Source organism: Paucibacter sp. TC2R-5, from assembly GCF_025717605.1.
Lineage (GTDB): Bacteria > Pseudomonadota > Gammaproteobacteria > Burkholderiales > Burkholderiaceae_C > Paucibacter_A > Paucibacter_A albus.
Window position 1 is genome coordinate 462,580 of record NZ_JAJIRQ010000004.1, and the last position, 22,058, is coordinate 484,637.

Genomic DNA, 22,058 nt, shown 5'->3' on the forward strand with positions numbered 1-22,058 from the left:
GTGCTCGCATGAATGGCCCGCCCAAGATCTCGCTCAGCATCCGCCGCATCGGCATCGATACCTGGCGTGAAAACGTCGCCTATTTGCACCGCGATTGCCCGGTGGTGCGAGCGGCCGGCTTTCAGGCACTGTCCAAGGTCGAGATTCACGCCAATGGCCAGGTGATCTTGGCGGTCTTGAATGTGGTGGACGATGCGCAAATCGTCAGCGCCTGCGAACTTGGCGTTAGCGAGGAAGCGTTTGCGCGACTGGGCGTGGCGCAGGGCCACGCAGCCAGCATCGCGCATGCCGAGCCGCCGGCTTCGATTGCCGCGCTGCGTCGCAAGATTGGTGGCGAGCGGCTGAGCAAAGATGATTTGTTCGCCATCATTCGTGACGTGGCGCAGGCGCGTTACTCAAAAATCGAGTTGGCCGCTTTTGTGGTCGCGACCAATCAGTACGAGTTGGACCGCGAGGAAGTCTTGCACCTGACCGAGGCGATGATCGCGGTGGGGCGCAAGCTCGACTGGAAGCTGCAAGTGGGCGCCGGCCCGGTGGTCGACAAGCATTGCATAGGCGGCATCCCCGGCAACCGAACTTCGATGCTGGTGGTGCCCATCGTCAGTGCGCATGGCATGCTATGTGCCAAGACCAGCTCGCGCGCGATCACCTCGCCATCGGGTACCGCCGATACCATGGAGATGCTTGCCACGGTGGAGCTGAGTTTCGAGCGCATGGTGGAGGTGGTCAAGGCGACGCGGGCCTGCCTGGCTTGGGGCGGTACGGCCGATTTGTCGCCCGCCGATGACATCTTGATTTCGGTCGAGCGGCCGCTGGCGATTGACTCTCCTGGCCAGATGGTGGCGTCGATCTTGTCCAAGAAAATTGCCGCCGGCTCGACCCATTTGGTCTTGGACATTCCGGTCGGCCCGAGCGCCAAGGTGCGCTCCATGGTCGAGGCGCAGCGGCTTAAAAAGCTGTTTGAATATGTGGCCGGTCATCTGCGTCTGCAGCTCGATGTGGTGCTCAGCGATGGCAGACAGCCGATCGGGCGCGGCATCGGGCCGGTGCTGGAGGCGCGCGACGTGATGCAGGTCTTGCAGGGCGAGCCAGATGCGCCGCAGGACTTGCGCCAAAAAGCGCTGCGTCTGGCCGGCCGCATGATCGAATTCGACCCCGATGTGCGTGGCGGCGAAGGCTACAACATCGCCCGCGGCATTCTTGATTCTGGCCGCGCCTTGGCGCAGATGAATGCCATCATCGACGCTCAAGGGCGCCGCGCGGAAATGCCGGCGGTGGGTGCCTTGACGGCCGAGCTGCGGGCCAGCAGTGACGGGGTCGTGGTGGCGATTGATAACTTGCGTATTGCACGCATCGCGGGCCTGGCTGGCGCGCCCCAAGTGCCGGGCGCAGGCCTGCAACTGGTGAAGAAATTGGGCGATCCAGTCCGTGCCGGTGAACTGCTTTACCGCATTCATGCGCAGTACGAGGCCGATCTTCGCTTCGCGCAGGCGCATGCCGAGCAGGATTCGGCCTACCGCCTGGGTTCGGATGACCAGTTGCCGCATGAATTTGCCCGCGGCACGATGTTCTCTCTTTGAAAAGACCTGTTTATGACTTCGAATGCAATGCTGTTGGCCTTTGATGATGAGCGCCTGCTGGCGCTGGAGTTGGCCGAGGCCTTAGGCATGCCGCTGAGTTTCATCAGCCGGCACCGTTTTCCGGACGGCGAGATGCGCTTGGTGCTGCCAAAGCCGCTGCCTGCAACCGTGCTGGTGCTGCGCGGCCTGCAGCAGCCGAATGACAAGTTAGTTGAGCTGATGATTGCGGCGCCGACCGCGCGCGAGTTGGGGGCAAAGCGCTTGGATCTGCTCTCGCCCTACCTGGCTTATATGCGCCAAGACATGGAATTTACGCCCGGCGAGGCGGTCAGCCAGCGTCACATCGCCAGGCTCTTGGCCCATCACTTCGACCATGTGCTGACCATTGACCCGCATCTGCACCGCATCAACAGCCTTGACGAGGTGATGCCCGGCGGCTGCGGCGTGACGCTGTCGGCAGCGCGCTTGCTGGGCCAATGGGTGGCGGCAAAGGTGCCGGGAGCTTTGTTGATCGGGCCGGATGAAGAGTCCGCGCAATGGGTCAGTGAAGCGGCCGGCGCGGGCGGCTTGCAGCATGCGATCGGTAACAAGGTTCGCTTGGGCGACCATCAGGTGAGCTTGGCCTTGCCCGATGTTGATGTCAGCGACCGCGCGGTGGTCTTGCTCGACGATATGGCCTCAACCGGCCGCACCTTGATAGGCTCAGCCCAGCAATTGCTGCTGCGCGGCGCCAGCTCGGTCGATGTCGCTGTGACCCATGCCTTGTTCAATGGCGATGCGCTGAGCCATCTGAAAGAGGCTGGCGTGCGCCATGTCTGGAGCAGCAATTCCGTTGCCCATGCGAGCAATGCGGTCTCGGTGGCCGGCTTGTTGGCCGAGGGTTGGCGTAGTTTGAACTAACGCCGGCGGCAAAACGCAGCGACTCCGCTGCGTTTTGTTGCGCTTTGCCGCCCGGGACTCAGGCCTTGCCTTGGCTGGCTACGGCTGCGGCCGCCTTGGCTGCGGCTTCGGCGTCGCCGAGGTAGTAGCTCTTGATCGGCTTCAGATCAGCGTCCAGCTCATAGACCAGCGGGATGCCGTTGGGAATGTTGACGCCGACGATATCGTTGTCGCCGATATTGTCCAGATACTTGACCAGGGCGCGAATGCTGTTGCCGTGCGCAGCGATCACGACGCGCTTGCCCAGCTTGATCGCCGGTGCCACCGCATCGTTCCAAAACGGCATCACGCGCTCGACGGTGTCTTTCAGACATTCGGTCAGCGGGATGTCGAGCGGGTTCATCTTGGCGTAGCGGATATCGCTGCGCTCGCTGCGCACATCGGTTGGCTCCATGGCAGGAGGGGGCGTGTCGTATGAACGGCGCCACACTAGCAACTGCTCGTCGCCGTATTGCTTGGCGATGTCGGCTTTGTTCAAGCCTTGCAGGGACCCATAGTGGCGCTCATTCAGGCGCCAACTGTGGACAACCGGCAACCATGTGCGATCCATTTGATCCAAACAGTGCCAAAGAGTCCAAACTGCACGCTTGAGCATCGAGGTGTAGGTGATGTCGAAGTCCAGCCCAGCTTCCTTGAGCAGGCGGCCGGCTTGTTTGGCCTGCTCCACGCCGGTGGGGGTCAGGTCTACATCGGTCCAGCCGGTGAAACGATTTTCGAGGTTCCAGGTCGATTCGCCATGGCGAATGAGCACGAGTTTGTACATGGAATGTGATCTTCAGAGTGGCCGCCCATTTGGGCTGCTGCGGATTCTATCGGTGTGCGCAGCACGGCTTTTCGAGTGATTGAATCGAAAGAAACGTTACATAGTTGTTACGTTTGGCCGATAAGCTGATCAATGTCGTTGGTGGCCGGTGCATGCTCGGCATGTTGCGGCCTGGATGTTCAATAAGAAGGAGACTTTATGAAGAGACTGACTGTTGGGCGCTTATCGCCCGTGGTGCTGGCGCTTGCCGGCTTTGTAGGCCATTCCCAGGCTCAAGCTCAAGAACCTGCGGCTGCCGATTCGATTTTCTCGCTGTCCGGCTTCGGCACGGTCGGCGCTGTCGGCACCGACACCAGCGAGGCTCGCTATGTGGTGTCAGGTCAACCGCGCGGGGCGACCACGGCCTGGAGCGGTGACGTGGACACCAAGCTCGGTGTGCAGGTCAATGCCAAGTTGAACAAAATGTTCTCGGCGACGATGCAAGTCCTGTCCAAGCAGAATGGCGACGGCAGCTACAAGCCCGAACTGGAATGGGCCTTCGCCAAGGCGCAGTTCAGCCCCTCGGTGGCGGTTCGTTTGGGGCGCATGGGCGCACCATTCTTTGCCGTATCTGACTTCCGTGATGTGGGTTATGCCAATACCTGGCTGCGTCCGCCCCAAGATGTGTACGGGCAGGTGCCGGTAAGCCACTTTGATGGTGGCGATGTCAGCTATCAAACCAATATTGGTTCCGCCACGCTGAATTTGCAGGCTTATGCCGGCAAATCCAAAGCCGTCTTCGAAGGTGTTGATGTCACGATGGACAGCATGCTGGGCTTCAACGCGTCGCTTGAGCTGGATGGCGGCATCACCTTGCGGGCCGGCTATGTGGACAGCAAATTGACGGTTGACAGCGCTTCGCTGAAGCAACTGGTGGGCATCTTGCGCAAGGTGCCGGTGCCCGGCGCTGCGGCGGCTGGCAACCAGATGGATGCGACCGACAAAAAGGCCACGTTCACCGGCTTCGGCGTCACGCTGGACCGCGACAACTGGCTGGTCATGGCTGAATACACGATGCGCCGCACCGAGTCCTACGTGCCCGACACCGATGGCTGGTATGCCACGCTGGGCTATCGCCTGGGCAAGTTCACCCCTTACGTGACGATCTCGGATCTGAGCCAAAAGTCCAGCAATGTCGACAACACCATCCCAGCAGGCGTGCCCATTCCTGGGTTGACCAAGGACTTGAGGGCGCTGGTGGATGGCACCTTGCGCTCGCAGAGCAATCAGCAAAAAACCAATGCGATCGGCGTGCGCTGGGATGCTTACCGCAATGTCGCGGTAAAGGGCCAGTACGAGCAAATCAAGGCGGACGGGCCTGGCCTGTTTTCCTCTCCATCGCAGGCCTTTATAGCCGGCAAGAACACGGTCAATGTCTACAGCGTCGCTGTGGACTTCGTGTTCTGAGCGGGAGGATGACATGAAAAGCAACTATCAATATTTCAGCGGTTTGGCTCTTGTTTCGGCGCTGTGCCTGTCCGGCATGGCTCAAGCGCAAGTGGCCGTGATCGTCAACTCCAAAAGCCCTACGGCGACGATGACGGCCGATCAGGTCAGCGCGATTTTCTTGGGTAAGAGCAATACCTTGCCCAGCGGCGCGGCAGCCATGGCCGCCGATTTGCCTGAATCGGCGGCGGCGCGCGAACAGTTCTACAGCAAGGTGACCGGCAAGCAGGCGGCCCAGGTCAAGGCGGCTTGGTCGCGACTGGTGTTTTCCGGCAAGGCCACCCCGCCCAAGGAGCTGGCCACGGCTGCCGATGTGAAAAAGTATGTCGCGGCGAATGCGGATGCGATCGGATACATCGAAAAGTCAGCAGTGGACGGCAGCGTTAAGGTGGTCTTGAGCGTAGACTGATTGTTGATCTCAGGCCCAGGCGTGCCGACCCGGGTTGGCACGCCGCCATTGGAGAAGCGAATGAATGTGAGAACAAGAATCTGGCTCCTGCCAGTGTTTGCGGCCTTGATTTTTGCGGTCGGCATCGCGGTCGTGTGGGCCTTCTCGGCGCGCACTTCTTCGGCCATCAATGCGGTCGAGCAGGTGCACTACCCCTTTGTGGACGCGACTTCTCAGCTCGGCGCCCAAATGGACGCCCTGGGCGCGACGATTCAGAGCGCAGTGGCCGAGGGTGAGAAAAAGCGCTTGGACGAGGCCAATGAGCGTGCCGCGACGATTCGCAAATTGCTCGATGCGATTGCCAAGATTGACGGCAAGGCCGATACGGCAGGCAAGCTCAAGGCCTCTTTTGAGGCCTACTTTGCTGCCTCCGTTGACACCGCCCAGTTGTTCTTGGGCATCAAGCAAGGCGATCAAGCCGGCGCCATCCCGAAGATGCAGGCCGCGCTGAAAGTCTTCGAGGCTGACGTGGCCAAGGCCAGGCGCGAAGCCAGCGACGGTTTTGACAATGGCTTGAAGACCGCCGATGCGGGCGTGTCGTCCAGCTTGGCGGCCATCTTGGTGAGTGGCTTGGTTGTGGTGGCTGCACTGGGTGTGGGCTCTTTCTTGGTCATCGGCAGCGTCTGGCGCCAGCTGGGCGGCGAGCCAGAATATGCGCGCGATGTGATGCGGCTGATCGCTGCCGGCGATTTGTCGCAGTCGATCACCGTGGCGCCGGGCGCCGGTGAGAGCCTGCTGGCCGCGGTGCGCGACGTGTCACAGGGCTTGGCAGGTATCGTCGCGAATGTGCGCTCGGGCACCGATTCGATGTCGGTGGCGTCGCGGGAAATCGCGGTCGGCAACCATGATTTGTCGATGCGGACCGAGAAGCAAGCTACATCGCTGGAGCAAACCTCCAGCAATATGCAAACGCTTACTGATACCGTGCGCCAAAGCGCCGAGGCCGCTGCACAGGCGAACCAGCTGGCCGGTTCGGCCGCTACCGTCGCGCGCAAGGGAGGCGAGGTGGTCAGTCAAGTGGTCACCACCATGGATGAGATCAACACCAGCTCCAAAAAGATCAGCGACATCATTGGCGTTATCGATGGCATCGCTTTCCAGACCAATATCTTGGCGCTGAATGCGGCGGTGGAAGCCGCGCGTGCCGGTGAGCAGGGGCGTGGGTTTGCGGTGGTGGCGAGCGAGGTGCGCTCGCTGGCGCAGCGCTCGGCCGAGGCGGCCAAGGAAATCAAGGCGCTGATCGGCGCCAGCGTCGACCGGGTTGAAACCGGCAGTCGTTTGGTGCAAGACGCCGGCAGCACGATGAACGAAATTGTCGCCAGCGTGCAGCGGGTTTCGGACATCATCGGCGAGGTGACAGCGGCCACTGGCGAGCAGAGTCAGGGCATCGGTCTGGTCAATCAATCGATCACGCAGCTCGATCAAATGACTCAGCAAAACGCGGCCTTGGTGGAGCAAGCGGCGGCCGCAGCCAGCAGTCTGGAGAGCCAGGCGCAGGCCCTGCAAACAGCGGTGGCGACCTTCAAACTCTGAGCTTCAAACCCAAGCGTTCAAGTTTGAAAACCGAGGCCCGCCGGCATGCCGGCGGGCCTTTTTCTATAATCATCGTTTTTCGCCCTTGTGGTGCCCCAATATCTCTCCAATAACCGGACTCCCCCTTTGAACTTCCTGCTCGATAACTGGATTTTGGTTCTGGTCGCCTTGGCGTCCGGTGGTTTGCTGCTTTGGCCGAACTTGGTCAATAGCAGCCAAGGTAAGGCGCTGTCCCCGGCCGAGGCGGTACGCTTGATGAACCGCGAAAAGGCGGTGGTGATCGATGTGTGTGAGCCGGCCGAGTTTGCCGCCGCTCACGTAGCCGGTGCCCGCAACATCCCTTTGGATGCGCTGGAAGGTCACAAGTCTTTGCCGTCCAACAAGGCCTTGCCCTTGGTGGTGTTGTGCAAGAGCGGCGCCAGGTCACAACGCGCGGTGGCGACGCTGCGCAAGCTGGGCTATGAGAATGCACAGGCGCTGGCCGGTGGCATGAATGGCTGGCGGGAAGCCAACCTGCCTATAGAGAAGAGTGCCTGAATATGCAAACAGTCAAGATGTACACGACCCAAGTCTGCCCTTATTGCGTGCGGGCCAAGGCCTTGCTGAAGCAACGCGGCGTGGAGCAGGTGCTTGAAGTGCGGATCGATTTGAATCCGACCGAGCGGGATGCGATGGTGGCCCTGACCGGCCGACGCACCGTGCCGCAAATCTTTATTGGCGACACCCATGTCGGTGGCTGCGACGATCTGATCGCGCTGGATCAGCGCGGTGGCCTGCAGGCCTTGTTGCAAGCGGGCTAATTTCAAGAGGGGGGAAGCCCCCAGCAAATCGTCATAAACGCTAGGTGATAATTGCCGGCGTTGCCCGTAGCAATGCTTGGCGGGTCTCACTCAAATTTGAAAGCAATCATGTCCGAAGAGAACAACATCCCCAGCAACGCTCCCGTGTTCCAGATTCAGCGCATGTATCTGAAGGATCTGTCGCTGGAGCAGCCCAATGCGCCCCAGATCCTGTTGGAGCAGACCCAGCCTCAGGTTGATATCAATCTGGCCTTGTCCGCCGAGCCTGTGGCCGAAGGCGTGTTCGAAGTCTGCGTGACCGGTACCGTGACCACCAAGGTCGGCGAGCGTACCTTGTTCCTGATCGAAGCCAAGCAGGCCGGTATCTTCGAGATCCGCAATGTGCCGCAAGAGCAGGTCGAGGGCATCCTGGGCATCGTCTGCCCACAGATGATTTACCCTTATCTGCGCGCTATCGTGTCGGACGTTTGCACTCGCGCCGGCTTCCCGCCTGTGTTGCTGACGGAAGTTAACTTCCAGGCCATGTTTGAAGCTCAGCAGGCCCAGCGCGAAGCCGCTGCCTCGCCAACGCTGAACTGATCGGTTCCCGCATGCAACGCGCCCCACGCTGCTTCAGGCAGCCGGGGCGCGTATTTTTTTGTCGAGCAAGCCTATGAAAATCAGTGTTTTGGGCGCTGGCGCCTGGGGTACGGCCTTGGCGATTCAGGCCAGCGCCCGCCATCAGGTGAAGTTATGGGCGCGCGACGCAGCGGCGGTCGCCGTTATGCGTGCGTCGGCCCGCAATAGTCAATACCTGCCCGAGGCGGTTTTGCCGCCGGCGCTGCAGATCGAGTCCGATCTGGCCGCTGCAATCGCGCATGCCACGCAAGAGGATGGCTTGATCGTGGTGGCCACGCCGATGGCGGCGCTGCGCAGCATGCTGGTCGCCTTGCCCGATGGCGCCCGCGTGCTTTGGTTGTGCAAGGGTTTCGAAGCTGGCACCGGCTTGCTCGGCCATGAGATTGCGCGTGAGGTGCAGCCGCGCTTGCGCGTTGGGATTTTGTCGGGACCGAGCTTTGCCCAAGAGGTCGCGGCCGGCCAACCCACAGCGCTGGTGGCAGCGAGCGAAGACACTGAACTTGCGGCTGCCGCCGTTGAGGCTTTTCACAGCGAGCGCTTGCGTGTCTATACCTCGGCCGATCCGATCGGCGTCGAGGTCGGCGGCGCGGTCAAAAACGTGATGGCGATCGCGGTCGGCACGGCCGACGGCCTACGCCTGCGGGCCGAGCGGATTGGTGTGAGTGCGGATGCGCCCGGCCTCAATGCGCGTGCAGCGTTGATCACGCGCGGCTTGGCCGAAATGTTGCGCCTGGGGATGGCGCTGGGTGCCCGCAGTGAAACCTTCATGGGCTTGTCCGGCATGGGCGATCTGGTGTTGACGGCGACCGGCGATTTATCGCGTAATCGCCGCGTTGGCCTGCTCTTGGCCGAGGGCCTGCCGCTGTCGCAGATCCTGCACGATCTCGGTCATGTGGCGGAGGGTGTTTACAGCGCGCCGACGGTTTTGGCGCGCGCGCAACTCAAGGGCGTGGACATGCCGATCACCGCAGCGGTGGTGGCTGTGCTGGAAGGGCGGCTGAGCCCGGTGGCAGCGGTTGACTTGCTGATGGGCCGGCAAGCCAAATCCGAGCATTGAGCAAGGCTCTTGCTTGTGCGGTTTCAGCCGCCGCCCGCGTAACCGTTTTGCCGCCAGGCCTCGAATACCGCCACCGCGACGCTATTGCTCAAATTGAGGCTGCGTTGCTCAGGCAGCATGGGCAGACGCACCCGCTGCGCTAGGTCGAATTGCTCGCGTACAGCCTCGGGCAGTCCGGCTGTCTCTGAGCCGAAAACAAAGTAGTCGCCGGCCTGCCAATGTATCTCCGAGAACGGCCGACTGCCCTTGGTCGTGAAGGCAAACATGCGCTCGGCGGGCGGCTGCTGCTTGCTGAGGAAGGCGCTCCAACTGGCATGCCGGTGCACGGCGGTGTACTCGTGATAGTCGAGCCCGGCGCGCTGCAGCAGGCGGTCTTCCATCAGAAAACCTAGTGGCTCGATCAGGTGCAAGCTGCAGCCTGTGTTGGCGGCTAGACGAATGATGTTGCCGGTGTTCGGCGGGATCTCTGGCTGCACCAGCACGATATGGAACATGAGTTTTTCGAAAAAATCTTGGAGGAGAGAAATTCAGGCAATGCTGGCGTCTGGCGTGCGGGCTACCACCCAGGCCTGCACATTGACGGCGCCGGCCTGTCTGAGCACGCGAGCGATTTCATACAACGTGGCCCCGCTGGTCATCACATCATCGAGCAAGACCACATGGCTGCCGCGCAATTCTGCCGCACGCGTGGGTTTGACCGCAAAAGCGCGCTGCACATTGGTGGCGCGCTCATGCAGGGGCAGCTGCGCTTGTTGCGCGGTATGGCGCACCCGCAACAGCAACTCGGGCTCGCAATTCAGCTTGCGCTGCCTAGCCAGCGCGCGGGCCAGCTCGTAGCTCTGGTTATAGCCGCGCTCACGCTGGCGGGCCTGCGTCAAGGGCACAGGCAGCAGCCAATCGGGCGCTTCGGCCTCGGCAATGCTGAGCGCCTGGTTGAGGCGTTCCAGCAGGGTTTCGCGCAGTTCGAGCGCTTGGTGAAATTTGTAGTGCTGCAGCAAGCCGTCCCAAGGAAAGCCATAGTCCAGCGCTGCGATCGTGCGGTCCAAGGGAGGAGGCTCACGCAAGCAGGCGCCACACTTGGCTTCGCGCCGGCCCGTCAATGCCGGGGCCAAGCGAGCGGCGCAGGTCCAGCAGCGTGGCGCCGGCCGTGCATAACGCATCAAGCACTCGCCACAGACATGCTGCTTGCACCAAGCGCGGCACACCGCACATTGGCCTGAGCAACGCATCAGTACCCGCTCTACCGAGCTGGGTCTATGAGGTGCGAGGCTGCGCTCAGACATGGCTTCAATATACTGCCCCCAATGTCTGCTTCGCCTCCCCCCCCTAAGTACGAAAACGCCGGCCCACGAGAGCTGGATGCCCTTGCTCTTGCGCGTCATGCCCATCGTTTAGCCCAAGCCGAAACGCCGCCTTGGCTGCATCTTGATGTGGCCGCGCGGATGGCAGAGCGGCTCCCCATCATCAAGCTGCAGCCCAAGCGGGTAGTGCAGTGGTCGGCCTTTTTGGGGGCAACGGGGCAACTGCTGAGCGACGCCTATCCCAAGGCCGAGCAGCAGTGGGTGGAGGTAACGCCGGATCTGCGCGCGCGCAGCGCGGCCGTCAACAAGCGTGCTTGGTGGCAACTCTTGCCCGCAGGCTCGCAAGCCGCGGTGCTGGCCCCCGAAGCCGTCGAGGCCGGACGCGCGGACTTGGTCTGGGCCAATATGTGTTTGCATGCCAGCCCCGATTTGCCCGCCGCCTTGAAGGCCTGGTCAACGGCCTTGGCGGTGGACGGTTTCGTGATGTTTTCTTGCCTGGGGCCGGACAGCTTGGTGGAATTGCGGGCTATTTTCGCGCGCATGGGCTGGGGCAAAACCGCGCCGGACTGGTGGGATATGCACGATGTCGGTGACGCCATGGTGGCGGCCGGCTTTGCTGACCCGGTGATGGATCAGGAACGCATCACCTTGACCTGGGCCGATGGCGAAGCCTTGCTGCGCGATCTGCGTGCGCTGGGCGGCAATCTCGCGCCGGCACGCTTCCAGGGTAGCCGGGGGCGCACTTGGCGGCAAAAATTGTTGGCCGAACTCGAGAGCTTGCGGAGCGGAGATGGGCGCCTGAAGCTCAGTCTTGAGCTGGTCTATGGGCATGCATTCAAGCCCAAGCCCAGGCTGCGTATCAGTGCTGAAAGCAGCCTCTCACTCGAAGAAATGCGGGCGATGGTGCGCCGATCGGGGGCATGAAGTGCCGCAAAGACCACAGAGAGGTGATGGCGGTAGGCTAAACTATTTAATTAGTCAACATTTGACCCCGTAGTCTAGGGTCAGGACTTGCCGTAAGGCTTGAGCTGGCGCAAATGCGAGCTGATTCCTGCGGCTTCCCAGAATTGAATTAGAAACAAGAGTGACGACCATGAAAATGATGAACGCACGAGTGCATCAGGCCGCGCGCCGCTTGGGGCAAGTGGGGCAATTGGCACTTGCGGCCGGTGCAACGCTGGCGACGCAAGTGGCCTTGGCGGTGAACGATCTGCCGGGCGGCCCGGCCGTCAATCAGCTCAATCTGCACCCGCCGGTGACCAAGATTGCGACCGACCAGATGTGGTTGCACAACTTCATGATGGTCATCTGCTTGTTGATCTTTGTCGCCGTTTTCGGCGTGATGTTTTATTCGATCTTCAAGCACCGCAAGTCCAAGGGCGCGGTGTCCGCCAACTTCCATGAGAGCGTGGCGGTTGAGATCGCCTGGACCATCGTTCCTTTTGTGATCGTGATCTTGATGGCGCTGCCTGCTACCAAGGTGGTGGTGGCCATGAAGGACACCACCAATGCCGATGTGACTATCAAAGCCACCGGTTACCAGTGGGAATGGGGTTATGACTACCTGAAGGGTGAGGGCGAAGGCATCGGCTTCATCTCGGCCTTGGATGCTGGGCAGCGGGAAATGTCGGATTCCGGCAAGCCATCGGGCGATGACTATTTGTTCCGCGTTGATCATCCGCTGGTGGTGCCGGTCAATAAAAAGATCCGCATCATCACCACCGCAAACGACGTCATTCACGCCTGGATGGTGCCGGCCTTCGGCGTCAAGCAAGATGCGATTCCTGGCTTTGTGCGCGACACCTGGTTCAAGGCCGAAAAAGAAGGCGACTTCTATGGCCAATGCGCCGAGTTGTGCGGCAAAGAGCATGCTTATATGCCCATCCATGTGAAGGTGGTTTCCGCCGAAGCGTACTCACAGTGGGTGACCGAGCAGAAGAAGATCATGTCCGCCAAGGCCGATGATCCGAGCAAGGTTTGGGAGTTGCCCGCCTTGTTGGCGCGCGGCGAAAAGGTCTACAACACCAATTGCGCCGCCTGCCACAAGGCCGACGGCAAGGGCGCCGGCCCGATCAAGCCCTTGGACGGTGCTGCCGTGGTGCTGAGCGACGAGAAACTCAAGCAGATCTCCGTGCTGCTGAACGGCCAGAACCAGAACACCATGCCCTCATGGAAGCAACTCAGCGACACCGATCTGGCGGCTGTGATCACCTTCACCAAGAACCACTGGTCGAATCAAACCGGTCAAGTGGTGCAGCCGGCCGAAGTCCTGGCAGCGCGCAAGTAAGCGTCTGAACGTCAACAAGCATCGAAAAAGGAAACAACATGAGTGCAGTGCTTGACCATCACGGTCACGACGTTCATGACCACCACGATCACCATGCCCCATCGGGCTGGCGTCGCTGGGTGTTCGCTACCAATCACAAAGACATCGGTACCCTGTACCTGCTGTTCTCGTTCACCATGCTGATGATCGGCGGCGTCTTGGCCTTGTGTATCCGCGCCGAGCTGTTCCAGCCGGGTCTGCAGTTCTTCAACCCTGAGCTGTTCAACCAGTTCACCACTATGCACGGCCTGATCATGGTGTTCGGCGCCATCATGCCGGCCTTCGTCGGTTTTGCTAACTGGATGATTCCACTGCAAATCGGCGCCGGCGACATGGCCTTCGCACGGATGAATAACTTCAGCTTCTGGCTGTTGATTCCTGCCGCCTTGTTGCTGGTGGGCTCGTTCTTCATGCCTGGCGGCGCGCCCGCCGCTGGCTGGACGCTTTATGCACCGCTGACCCTGCAGATGGGCCCATCGATGGACGCGGGCATCTTCGCCATGCACATCATGGGTGCGTCGTCGATCATGGGTTCGATCAATATCGTCGTGACGATTCTGAACATGCGCGCTCCTGGCATGACGCTGATGAAGATGCCGATGTTCTGCTGGACCTGGCTGATCACGGCCTACCTGTTGATCGCCGTGATGCCTGTCTTGGCCGGCGCGATCACGATGACGCTGACCGACCGCCATTTCGGCACCTCCTTCTTCAACCCCGCTGGCGGCGGCGACCCGGTGATGTATCAGCACATCTTCTGGTTCTTCGGCCACCCCGAGGTCTACATCATGATCTTGCCGGCCTTCGGCATCATCAGCCAGATCGTGCCTGCCTTTGCTCGTAAGCGCTTGTTCGGCTATGCCTCGATGGTGTATGCGACGGCTTCGATCGCGATCCTGTCCTTCATCGTCTGGGCTCACCATATGTTCGCCACCGGCATGCCGGTGACGGGTCAGTTGTTCTTCATGTACGCCACCATGCTGATCGCGGTGCCGACGGGTGTGAAGATCTTCAACTGGCTGGCGACGATGTGGCGTGGTTCGATGACTTTTGAGTCACCGATGCTGTGGGCTGTGGGCTTTATCTTCGTGTTCACGATGGGCGGCTTCACCGGTCTGATCCTGGCGATGGCGCCGATCGACATCCAGGTGCAGGACACCTACTACGTGGTGGCCCATTTCCACTATGTGCTGGTGGCCGGTTCGCTGTTCGGTATGTTCGCTGGCTATTACTACTGGGGTCCGAAGTGGACCGGTGTGATGTATCCCGAGTGGAAAGGCAAGTTCCACTTCTGGGGCTCGCTGGTCACGTTCAACATCACCTTCTTCCCGATGCACTTCTTGGGTCTGGCCGGCATGCCACGTCGCTACGCCGACTACGCTTTGCAGTTCGCTGACTTCAATGCGATTGCATCAGTGGGCGCCTTCGGCTTCGGTCTGATGCAGGTCTGGTTCTTCTTGTTTGTGGTCATTCCGATGATGCGCGGCAAGGGCGAAAAAGCTCCACAGCAACCATGGGAAGGCGCAGAAGGCCTGGAATGGGAAGTGCCTTCGCCGGCGCCCTTCCACACCTTTGAAGTGCCGCCCAAGCTGAACGCTGCGGCCACTAAGATCATTGGCTGAGCACCATGGCAGTCACCCCTGAACAACAAAAGAGCAATCGGCGCTTGGCGCTGATTCTGCTCAGCGTTGCGATCGTGTTCGGCGTGGGTTTTGTCAGCAAGATCATGCTGTTCGGTTTCTAAGCCGGCTTGAATGAGTCAATGAGCATGAAGCCCGATACCTGGAGATTCGCCGCCGCCTTGCGCAGGGACAACCTGCACTTGGTCGGCAAGCTTGTCTTGGTGACGGCCTTGATGTTCGGCTTTGGCTACGCCTTGGTGCCGCTGTACCGCGCGATATGCACGGCGCTCGGCATCAATGTGCTGTCCTTGGCGGAGCGAACGCACGCGGTGCGCGCCGAGGACGTCAAGAACACCCAGATCGATTACAGCCGCAGCATCGTGATCGAGTTTGACGCCAATTCGCGCGGGCCGTGGGAGTTCAGTCCCGCGACCAAGTACCTGACGGTGCATCCGGGTGAGTTGACGACGGTGATGTATGAGTTCCGCAATGTGCAGAACAAGACGATGTCGGCGCAGGCAATACCGAGCTATGCCCCAAAGCAAGCCACCGCGCACTTCAATAAATTGGAGTGCTTTTGCTTCAACGAGTACACCTTACAGCCGGGTGAATCGAAGAAGTGGCCGGTGGTGTTCGTGATTGACCCCAAGCTGCCCAAAGACGTCAAGACCATCACTTTGTCCTATACCTTTTTTGAGGTGGCGGGCAAGGGCGTCAAAAAAACGGCGGCGATGCAGCCGGCGGTGCAAGGATTGAAGGGCTCGGCCTCATGAAGGCCGGCGAAGATTTGAAGCAGGCTGTGGCGCGGCCCCTGTCGTTTTTGCAGACGATGAGAGCGGTGGCCTGGTCGTTTTTCGGCGTGCGGCGCGGCGCCGATTATGAGAAAGATGTAGCCCAACTGAACCCGGTGCATGTCATCATCGCCGGCATCTTGGGTGCGGTTTTATTCGTGTTGGTGTTGGTGGTGCTGGTCCAGTGGGTCATTGGCAGCGGTATCGCCGGTGCCTAGATTCGATCAAGCGTCATCAGGACTGTAATCAGGACTGAATTTAGTTCGAGGAGAAGAGTTATGTCGGCAGCGACCACCACGGGCAAGGCCCCTTATTACTTCGTTCCAGGCCCGTCAAGGCATCCAGTGATGGGTGCGATTGGCCTGTTTTTTGTTGCCCTCGGAGCGGGGCAATGGGTGAATGGCCATCAGTGGGGCGCCTATTCGCTGGGCTTTGGCCTGCTGTGGTTTGCATTCGTGTTGACGCAATGGTTCGGTGAAGCGATTCGCGAAAGCGAAAGCGGTCAATACAGCGACCGGATCGACCTCTCTTACCGTTGGAGCATGGGTTGGTTCATCTTCTCCGAGGTGATGTTCTTCGCGGCCTTCTTCGGTGCCTTGTATTGGGCCCGGGTGCATGCCGTTCCTAACCTGGGCAGCTTGGAAAATTCGCTGCTGTGGCCAGACTTCAAAGCTCTGTGGCCCAGCGTCGCAGCCGGTGCAACCGCTGCACCTGCTGGCACCGTAGAGCCCTTCAGCACCATGGGCCCTTGGCCACTGCCGACCATCAACACGGCATTGCTGCTGACTTCGGGCGTTACTCTGACGATCGCACACCATGCCTTGATTGCCGGTAACCGTGCTAAGACGATCGGCTTTATGTGGATCACGGTTTTGTTGGGCGTGACTTTCCTGGGCGTTCAAGGTTACGAATATGCGCACGCCTATGCAGACCTGAACCTGAAGCTGACTTCCGGCATCTACGGCTCCACCTTCTTCATGTTGACCGGTTTCCATGGCTTCCATGTCTTCGTGGGCATGTTGATGTTGCTGTTCATCACCTTGCGCCTGCAAAAAGGCCACTTCACCAAGGACCGCCATTTCGGATTCGAAGGTGCGGCTTGGTATTGGCACTTTGTGGACGTGGTTTGGTTGGGTCTTTACGTTATCGTTTACTGGATGTAAGCCAAAGCCGATTAGGCTTGCCCTGCAAAAAGCGCCGCAAAATGCGGCGCTTTTTTGTGGTCCAAGGCAAACTTATCAAGGCCGTAGCGGCAAACCGGTGGGTTCAATCCAGCCCATCCAATAGCTGAACAAAATGAACACAAACAGCGCCACGGACAGGCCAACCCGCAATGCCAAAGCGCGCGCCATCTTGGGCCCGCGTTGGCTTTTGTCTGCGCCGCTGCTGTTTTTGAGCATGAACAGACCGGCAGCGCCAAGCGCGCCCAGTATGCCGATGAAGGCGAAAAGAAATATGGTTTTCATGGCTGCTGATTATCTGTCGGCGCGGGTCTGATGAAGCTGAATTCACGGGCTGTTCTGCTCTTGCTCATCAGCTTGTCGTCGGCGGCCTTGACCGCCAGGCTGGGCTTTTGGCAATTGGACCGGGCCCGACAGAAGGAGGCGCTGCAGGCCGCTGTACTGGCGCTTGGCGAAAAGCCGCCGCTGCAAACCACCGAGCTGACTGCATTGAGCCAGATGCCGGATGGTTTGACACAACAGTTGCACAGGCGGGTGTCGCTGCGGGGTACTTGGCTGAATGAACGAACCGTCTTCTTGGACAACCGACCAATGGACGGGCGCACGGGCTTTTTTGTGGTGACGCCTTTGCAACTCGAGGGGCAGTCCGCGCTGGTTTTGGTGCAGCGCGGCTGGTCGCCCCGCGATGCGAGCAATCGTAGTCAGCTGCAAAACGTACCGACGCCATCTGGCCTTGTTAGCGTCAGCGGGCGTTTGATTGCCGCGCCTTCCAAGGTCTATGAGTTTGCGGGCGCACCTCTTGGCCTGATCCGGCAAAATCTAGACCTGCCGGCTTTCGAGCAAGAGCTTGGTCGACCGTTCTTGCCGGTCACCGTCCTGCAACTTGCCGAGGCGCAAGTGGGCGACCAGCCGGCGCCTGATGGACTTCTTCGTAGCTGGCAGGCGCCCGACGCGGGCGTGCACAAGCATTACGGTTATGCGTTTCAATGGTTTTTGCTGTCTGCCTTAATTCTGGGTCTCTATGTCTGGTTTCAAACAATCCGTCCCCGTAAGCAGCCCTAAGGGGCATGTTGAGCTTGTTGATGAGCCCCTCGGTATGACCGTCCATGGTTTGCCCGACCCTCAGCAAATGGCTGCGCAAGAGCGGACCCGTGGTGGGCGCCTGCGCATGTTGCTGGTGGTGGCCGCCTGCGCCGCGCCAGTCTTGGCTTCCTACTTCACCTTTTATGTGATTCAGCCGCGCGGCCAAGCCTATGGCGATTTGATCCAGCCGACCGTCGACCTGCCGGCCCAGCTCAGCCTGCGTGATTTGGACGGCAAAGCTGTTGCTGCCGATTCTTTGAAGGGGCAATGGTTGCTCACCCTGGTGCAGAGCGGTGACTGCGACGATGCCTGCGAGAAGCAGTTGTTCATGCAGCGTCAATTGCGTGAGATGCTGGGTAAGGAGCGTGACAAGGTCGACAAGCTCTTGCTGCTCTCCGATGACATTGCCCTGAAGCCGGCCTTGCAAAAGGCGCTGGCCCAGCAAGGCGTGGCGGTGACGGTGCTGCGGGCGCCCAAGGCCGAGTTGGAGGCATGGCTGAAGCCGGCCGCAGGCGCGGCGCTGCGGGACCATCTGTTTGTGATTGATCCAATGGGCCGCTGGATGCTGAGGTCGCCGCAGACGCCCGACCCGGCCAAGGTCAAAGCGGACTTGATTCGCCTGCTCAAGGCCAATGCAGGTTGGGACAAGGCCGGGCGTTGAGGCCATGACAGCGTCGTTTGACTTCACCCCCTTGTGGCAACTGGCGGGGCTAGGCGCCTTGTTGGCTGCCGGCCCCTTGCTTTGGCTGCGTCTGCGGTCGGCAGGTGCCGGGCCGCAGGCGAGGCTGCGAGCCCTGACTTTGCTGACCCTGTTTCTGACCTTTGATTTGGTGGTGTTTGGCGCTTTCACGCGGCTGACCGATTCCGGCCTGGGTTGCCCCGATTGGCCGGGCTGCTACGGCAGCGCTTCGCCGCTGGGAGCAAGGGACGAAATCTTGGCCGCCCAAACCGCCATGCCTACAGGCCCGGTCACGCATGGCAAGGCCTGGGTCGAGATGGTCCATCGTTACCTTGCCAGCGGCGTCGGCGTGTTGATCCTCGTGCTGTGCGTGATGAGTTGGCGATATGCGCGGGCTAGCCAAGGGCAGGCCGGCGCGGTGTCGCCTTGGTGGGCCACTCTGACCCTGATCTGGGTTTGCATGCAGGGAGCTTTTGGCGCTTTTACGGTGACGATGAAGCTATTCCCGGCCATCGTGACCTTGCATTTGCTCGGGGGCATGGGGCTGCTGATGTTGCTAGCCTGGCAAGCGCAGGGCTATCAGCCCAAGCCTTTGGAGCTTGGCCGCGGCCTCATGTGGGCTGTGGCGGTCGTGCTCGTGCTGAGCTTGCTGCAAGTCGCCCTGGGCGGCTGGGTCAGCACCAATTACGCGGTCTTGGCCTGCTCCGAGTTCCCTCAGTGCCAGGGCGGTCAATGGTTGCCGGAGCTGGATTTCCGCCATGGCTTTACGATTTGGCGTGAGTTGGGTGTGGGCGCCGACGGAGGTTGGCTGCCCTTCGCCGCCTTGACTGCCATCCACTGGACTCACCGATTGGGTGCCTTGATTTTGTTCACTGCGCTGCTGCTCTTGGCTTGGCGGCTTTGGCGCAGTGGCCAGACTGAGGCTGGGCAATGGGCGCGTCGCCTATTGCTGGTCGCCGCTTGGCAGTTGTTAAGCGGCGTATCCAATGTGGTGCTGGATTGGCCACTGCTGGCCGCTTTGGCCCATACCGCCGGGGCAGCTGCCCTTTTGATCTTGTTGACCACATTGTTGGCGCGGCTTTGCGAAGTCCGTCAAGTTCGGCACTGAGTTTCTTATTCCACCGTATTCTTCGTCCCTATGGCTTCATCACCCCCCCTCGCTGCCTCGCCGCCGCCTAGCTCAAGCTGGCAGCAATACTATCAATTGACCAAACCGAGGGTCGTTCAGCTGATCGTGTTTTGCGCGGTCATCGGCATGGCGCTGGCCATCCCCGGCCTGCCCTCCGCGAGCGAATGGGTCAAGGTCGGGGCAGCCACCGTCGGCATTTGGTTGGTGGCCGGCGCCGCCGCTGCATTCAACTGCTTGGTTGAGCAGCAGATTGACTCCAAGATGAAGCGCACCGCATGGCGGGCCACGGCCAGGGGCGAACTCAGCCGCCTTCAGGCGCTGATTTTTTCGGCTGTTCTGTGTGGTTTGGGCATGGCCATTTTGTGGTTTTGGGTCAACCCGCTGACCATGTGGCTGACCTTCGCCACCTTCATCGGCTACGCGGTGATTTACACCGTTATTCTGAAACCGATGACGCCGCAAAACATCGTCATTGGCGGCGCTTCAGGCGCGATGCCGCCGGTCTTGGGTTGGGCCGCTTTGCGTGGCGATGTCGGGCCTGAAGCGATGCTTTTGTGTTTGATTATTTTCCTTTGGACGCCTCCGCATTTTTGGGCCCTGGCGCTTTACCGAACCGAGGAATACCGCAAAGCCGGCTTGCCCATGCTGCCCGTCACCCATGGTGCCGAGTACACCCGCTTGCAGATCTTTCTCTACACCTGGGTGTTGTTTGCTGCGACGCTTTTGCCTTTTTTGACCGGCATGAGCGGCTGGATCTATTTGCTCAGCGCGATTGGCCTGGGCCTGGGCTTTTGCAGTTATGCGTGGAGGCTCTGGCGCGAATATTCCGACGAGTTGGCGCGCGCCACTTTCCGCTTTTCGCTCTGGCATTTGTCGCTCTTGTTTGCGGCGCTGCTGGTCGACCATTACCTGCTGCCCTGGACGAGTTGAACCATGAAGAAAGTTATCGGCATCAGCCGCAACTTAGGCCTAGCGGCCTTGCTGACGATCAGTCTGGGCTTGACGGCTTGCGACCAACTTGGCTTTGGCAGCAATGCAAAGCCGACCTTTCAAGGTGTTGATCTGACCGGCGCCGAATACGCCCGCAGCCTCAATATGAGCGACCAGGACGGCCGCAGCCGCAGCTTGGCCGAGTTCAAGGGCAAGATTCCGGTGGTGTTCTTTGGCTATACCCAGTGCCCCGACGTGTGCCCGACGACCTTGGCTGAGCTGGCCGAGGTCAAGCGCTCGCTGGGTGCGGACGGCGAAAGGGTGCAGGGCATCTTTGTGACCATTGATCCCGAGCGAGACAGCGCGGCCTTGCTCAAAGCCTATGTGGCAAGCTTTGACCCCAGCTTTATTGCCCTGCGCGGCAGCGATGAACAAACCAAGGCGGTAGCCAAAGAGTTCAAGGTCTATTTCGCCAAGGTGGCCGGCAAAACGCCAGAGAGCTACACCATGGACCACACCGCCGCCAGTTTCATCTTTGACACCCAGGGCCGGGTGCGCGTGTTCTCACGCTACGGTTCAGGGGCATCGGCGCTGGCCAATGACATCAAACTGTTGTTGGCGGAAAAGAACTAGCTTCAGCGCATGCTGCTCAACAAAAAGCCCCAGCGCGCAAGCGACTGGGGCTTTTTTCTGACAGGCTGCTGGCCTGATCAAGCCGGCGTCAAGGCCTTGCGCATTTTCTTCATCGCCGCCACTTCGATCTGGCGGATCCGCTCGGCGCTGACGCCGTACTCGGCGGCCAGTTCGTGCAGCGTCATGCCGCCAGTGTTGTCGTCGTTGACGTTCAACCAGCGTTCCTGAACGATGCGCCGGCTGCGTTCATCCAGTGCCTCCAGGGCCTGATTGATACCGTCGCTGGCCAAAGTATTGCGGGCCTGTGTTTCCAGTACGCGAGTCGGCTCTTGGCTTTCATCGGCCAGATAGGCGATTGGCGCATAGCTTTCGCTGCCGTCCCCATGGTCGTCGGTCTGCGGCTCCAGCGCCACATCGCCGCCCGACATGCGGGTTTCCATCTCCAGCACTTCTTCGCGCTTCACATTCAGCGTCGTCGCGACATGATCCAGCTGCGCCTCGGTCAGGCTGTTGCGGTGGCTCATGTCATCCGACTGGTCTTCCTTCATGCTGTGCTTCATCGAGCGCAGATTGAAGAACAGCTTGCGCTGCGCCTTGGTGGTGGCGACCTTCACCATGCGCCAGTTGCGCAGCACATATTCGTGGATCTCGGCCTTGATCCAATGCATCGCATAGCTGACCAAGCGCACGCCTTGATCAGGGTCGTAGCGCTTGACAGCCTTCATCAGGCCGACATTGCCTTCCTGGATCAAATCGCCTTGCGGCAGGCCGTAGCCCATGTACTGGCGTGAAATAGAAACTACCAGCCGCAAATGGGACAAGACCAATTTACCGGCGGCCTCAAGATCACCCGTATCGCGCAGGCGGCGAGCAGCTGCGCCTTCTTCTTCCGCGCTCAGCAGGGGGAGGCGGTTGATGGCGGAGATGTAGGCATCCAGATTGCCGAGCGAAGGCACCAGCGACCATGGGTCGCGCACCGTCAGAGCAGAGGGGTTAGACATCGTCATCATCTTCTTTCTCAAAGCAAACCTTGTGAGGTCGACAAGAGCAATATTAGCACTCCATCGCGAGGAGTGCCAAAGATGAGGGGGCTTCGGAGTCTGGCCAAGTAAAAAATTGTGTCTCCGCGAGTGCAATCACTAACTTGGGCGCTAGATTGC

26 protein-coding genes are annotated in these 22,058 nt (G+C 60.2%); 21 read left to right on the forward strand and 5 right to left on the reverse strand.

Going from position 1 to position 22,058, the window contains the following annotated elements; all coding sequences use genetic code 11:
- Positions 1-8: 8 nt before the first annotated feature.
- Together LNV08_RS12220 and LNV08_RS12225 are read left to right on the forward strand one after the other, a co-directional pair.
- Positions 9-1,580 carry a thymidine phosphorylase family protein gene (locus tag LNV08_RS12220; RefSeq protein ID WP_263533969.1) on the forward strand — a complete coding sequence of 524 codons (1,572 nt, stop codon included), beginning with the start codon at positions 9-11 and terminating at the stop codon, positions 1,578-1,580.
- 12 nt (positions 1,581-1,592) lie between these two features.
- Positions 1,593-2,480: a ribose-phosphate diphosphokinase gene (locus LNV08_RS12225; RefSeq protein ID WP_263533970.1), complete on the forward strand. Its 888-nt coding sequence runs from the start codon at positions 1,593-1,595 to the stop codon at positions 2,478-2,480.
- A gap of 58 nt (positions 2,481-2,538) precedes the next feature.
- Here LNV08_RS12225 and gpmA read toward each other — a convergent pair whose 3' ends face one another.
- The gene (gene gpmA, locus LNV08_RS12230) at positions 2,539-3,282 is read right to left on the reverse strand and encodes a 2,3-diphosphoglycerate-dependent phosphoglycerate mutase (protein ID WP_263533971.1); all 744 of its coding nucleotides are present in this window, start codon (positions 3,280-3,282) and stop codon (positions 2,539-2,541) included.
- A gap of 198 nt (positions 3,283-3,480) precedes the next feature.
- Here gpmA and LNV08_RS12235 point away from each other — a divergent pair, with 198 nt between their 5' ends.
- From LNV08_RS12235 to LNV08_RS12265, 7 genes are all read left to right on the forward strand, one after another.
- A complete protein-coding gene (locus LNV08_RS12235) occupies positions 3,481-4,728 on the forward strand; it encodes a porin (RefSeq protein ID WP_263533972.1) in 1,248 nt (415 codons plus the stop codon).
- Positions 4,729-4,741: 13 nt separating this feature from the next.
- Positions 4,742-5,176: a hypothetical protein gene (locus LNV08_RS12240; RefSeq protein ID WP_263533973.1), complete on the forward strand. Its 435-nt coding sequence runs from the start codon at positions 4,742-4,744 to the stop codon at positions 5,174-5,176.
- A 60-nt stretch (positions 5,177-5,236) separates the two neighbouring features.
- Positions 5,237-6,748, forward strand: a complete 1,512-nt coding sequence (locus tag LNV08_RS23070; RefSeq protein ID WP_318014120.1) for a methyl-accepting chemotaxis protein — start codon at positions 5,237-5,239, stop codon at positions 6,746-6,748.
- 126 nt (positions 6,749-6,874) lie between these two features.
- Complete coding sequence (locus tag LNV08_RS12250) at positions 6,875-7,285, forward strand: rhodanese-like domain-containing protein (RefSeq protein WP_263533974.1); 411 nt, start codon at positions 6,875-6,877, stop codon at positions 7,283-7,285.
- 2 nt (positions 7,286-7,287) lie between these two features.
- Entirely contained in the window at positions 7,288-7,548 is a 261-nt protein-coding gene (grxC, locus tag LNV08_RS12255) for a glutaredoxin 3 (RefSeq protein ID WP_263533975.1), read from the forward strand.
- A gap of 108 nt (positions 7,549-7,656) precedes the next feature.
- On the forward strand, positions 7,657-8,127 hold the full coding sequence (gene secB / locus LNV08_RS12260; protein WP_263533976.1) for a protein-export chaperone SecB: 471 nt from the start codon (positions 7,657-7,659) through the stop codon (positions 8,125-8,127).
- A gap of 73 nt (positions 8,128-8,200) precedes the next feature.
- On the forward strand, positions 8,201-9,223 hold the full coding sequence (locus tag LNV08_RS12265) for an NAD(P)H-dependent glycerol-3-phosphate dehydrogenase (RefSeq protein ID WP_263533977.1): 1,023 nt from the start codon (positions 8,201-8,203) through the stop codon (positions 9,221-9,223).
- A 23-nt stretch (positions 9,224-9,246) separates the two neighbouring features.
- Here the strand turns inward: LNV08_RS12265 and trmL are convergent, their stop codons facing one another.
- Both trmL and LNV08_RS12275 read right to left on the reverse strand, forming a co-directional pair.
- Complete coding sequence (gene trmL / locus LNV08_RS12270; protein ID WP_263533978.1) at positions 9,247-9,717, reverse strand: tRNA (uridine(34)/cytosine(34)/5-carboxymethylaminomethyluridine(34)-2'-O)-methyltransferase TrmL; 471 nt, start codon at positions 9,715-9,717, stop codon at positions 9,247-9,249.
- 33 nt (positions 9,718-9,750) lie between these two features.
- A complete protein-coding gene (locus LNV08_RS12275; RefSeq protein WP_263533979.1) occupies positions 9,751-10,506 on the reverse strand; it encodes a ComF family protein in 756 nt (251 codons plus the stop codon).
- Between the two features lie 21 nt (positions 10,507-10,527).
- Between LNV08_RS12275 and LNV08_RS12280 the strand changes: the two genes are divergently transcribed.
- The 7 genes from LNV08_RS12280 (at position 10,528) to LNV08_RS12310 (ending at position 16,426) form a co-directional block, all read left to right on the forward strand.
- Positions 10,528-11,448, forward strand: a complete 921-nt coding sequence (locus LNV08_RS12280; protein WP_263533980.1) for a class I SAM-dependent methyltransferase — start codon at positions 10,528-10,530, stop codon at positions 11,446-11,448.
- A 169-nt stretch (positions 11,449-11,617) separates the two neighbouring features.
- Positions 11,618-12,811 carry a cytochrome c oxidase subunit II gene (coxB, locus tag LNV08_RS12285; RefSeq protein ID WP_414858726.1) on the forward strand — a complete coding sequence of 398 codons (1,194 nt, stop codon included), beginning with the start codon at positions 11,618-11,620 and terminating at the stop codon, positions 12,809-12,811.
- A gap of 38 nt (positions 12,812-12,849) precedes the next feature.
- A complete protein-coding gene (gene ctaD, locus LNV08_RS12290; protein ID WP_263533981.1) occupies positions 12,850-14,472 on the forward strand; it encodes a cytochrome c oxidase subunit I in 1,623 nt (540 codons plus the stop codon).
- 5 nt (positions 14,473-14,477) lie between these two features.
- A complete protein-coding gene (locus tag LNV08_RS12295) occupies positions 14,478-14,594 on the forward strand; it encodes a cytochrome oxidase small assembly protein (protein ID WP_263533982.1) in 117 nt (38 codons plus the stop codon).
- A gap of 18 nt (positions 14,595-14,612) precedes the next feature.
- Positions 14,613-15,245, forward strand: a complete 633-nt coding sequence (locus LNV08_RS12300; RefSeq protein ID WP_414858727.1) for a cytochrome c oxidase assembly protein — start codon at positions 14,613-14,615, stop codon at positions 15,243-15,245.
- The gene (locus tag LNV08_RS12305) at positions 15,242-15,481 is read left to right on the forward strand and encodes a DUF2970 domain-containing protein (RefSeq protein ID WP_263533984.1); all 240 of its coding nucleotides are present in this window, start codon (positions 15,242-15,244) and stop codon (positions 15,479-15,481) included. The genes LNV08_RS12300 and LNV08_RS12305 overlap by 4 nt, the downstream gene beginning before the upstream one ends.
- A gap of 60 nt (positions 15,482-15,541) precedes the next feature.
- Positions 15,542-16,426 (forward strand): cytochrome c oxidase subunit 3, encoded by an 885-nt coding sequence (locus tag LNV08_RS12310; RefSeq protein ID WP_263533985.1) that lies wholly within the window; start codon positions 15,542-15,544, stop codon positions 16,424-16,426.
- A 75-nt stretch (positions 16,427-16,501) separates the two neighbouring features.
- Here LNV08_RS12310 and LNV08_RS12315 read toward each other — a convergent pair whose 3' ends face one another.
- A complete protein-coding gene (locus LNV08_RS12315) occupies positions 16,502-16,729 on the reverse strand; it encodes a DUF2909 domain-containing protein (RefSeq protein ID WP_263533986.1) in 228 nt (75 codons plus the stop codon).
- A 30-nt stretch (positions 16,730-16,759) separates the two neighbouring features.
- Here LNV08_RS12315 and LNV08_RS12320 point away from each other — a divergent pair, with 30 nt between their 5' ends.
- Genes LNV08_RS12320 through LNV08_RS12340 form a run of 5 tightly spaced genes read left to right on the forward strand, consistent with a single transcriptional unit; the run spans position 16,760 to position 20,898 of the window.
- Positions 16,760-17,506 (forward strand): SURF1 family protein, encoded by a 747-nt coding sequence (locus LNV08_RS12320; RefSeq protein WP_263533987.1) that lies wholly within the window; start codon positions 16,760-16,762, stop codon positions 17,504-17,506.
- A 34-nt stretch (positions 17,507-17,540) separates the two neighbouring features.
- Complete coding sequence (locus LNV08_RS12325) at positions 17,541-18,188, forward strand: SCO family protein (RefSeq protein WP_263533988.1); 648 nt, start codon at positions 17,541-17,543, stop codon at positions 18,186-18,188.
- 4 nt (positions 18,189-18,192) lie between these two features.
- Complete coding sequence (locus LNV08_RS12330; protein ID WP_263533989.1) at positions 18,193-19,314, forward strand: COX15/CtaA family protein; 1,122 nt, start codon at positions 18,193-18,195, stop codon at positions 19,312-19,314.
- A gap of 30 nt (positions 19,315-19,344) precedes the next feature.
- The gene (cyoE, locus tag LNV08_RS12335; RefSeq protein ID WP_263533990.1) at positions 19,345-20,265 is read left to right on the forward strand and encodes a heme o synthase; all 921 of its coding nucleotides are present in this window, start codon (positions 19,345-19,347) and stop codon (positions 20,263-20,265) included.
- 3 nt (positions 20,266-20,268) lie between these two features.
- Positions 20,269-20,898, forward strand: a complete 630-nt coding sequence (locus tag LNV08_RS12340; protein WP_263533991.1) for an SCO family protein — start codon at positions 20,269-20,271, stop codon at positions 20,896-20,898.
- A 77-nt stretch (positions 20,899-20,975) separates the two neighbouring features.
- Here LNV08_RS12340 and rpoH read toward each other — a convergent pair whose 3' ends face one another.
- On the reverse strand, positions 20,976-21,908 hold the full coding sequence (rpoH, locus tag LNV08_RS12345; protein WP_263533992.1) for an RNA polymerase sigma factor RpoH: 933 nt from the start codon (positions 21,906-21,908) through the stop codon (positions 20,976-20,978).
- Between the last annotated feature and the right edge of the window lie 150 nt (positions 21,909-22,058).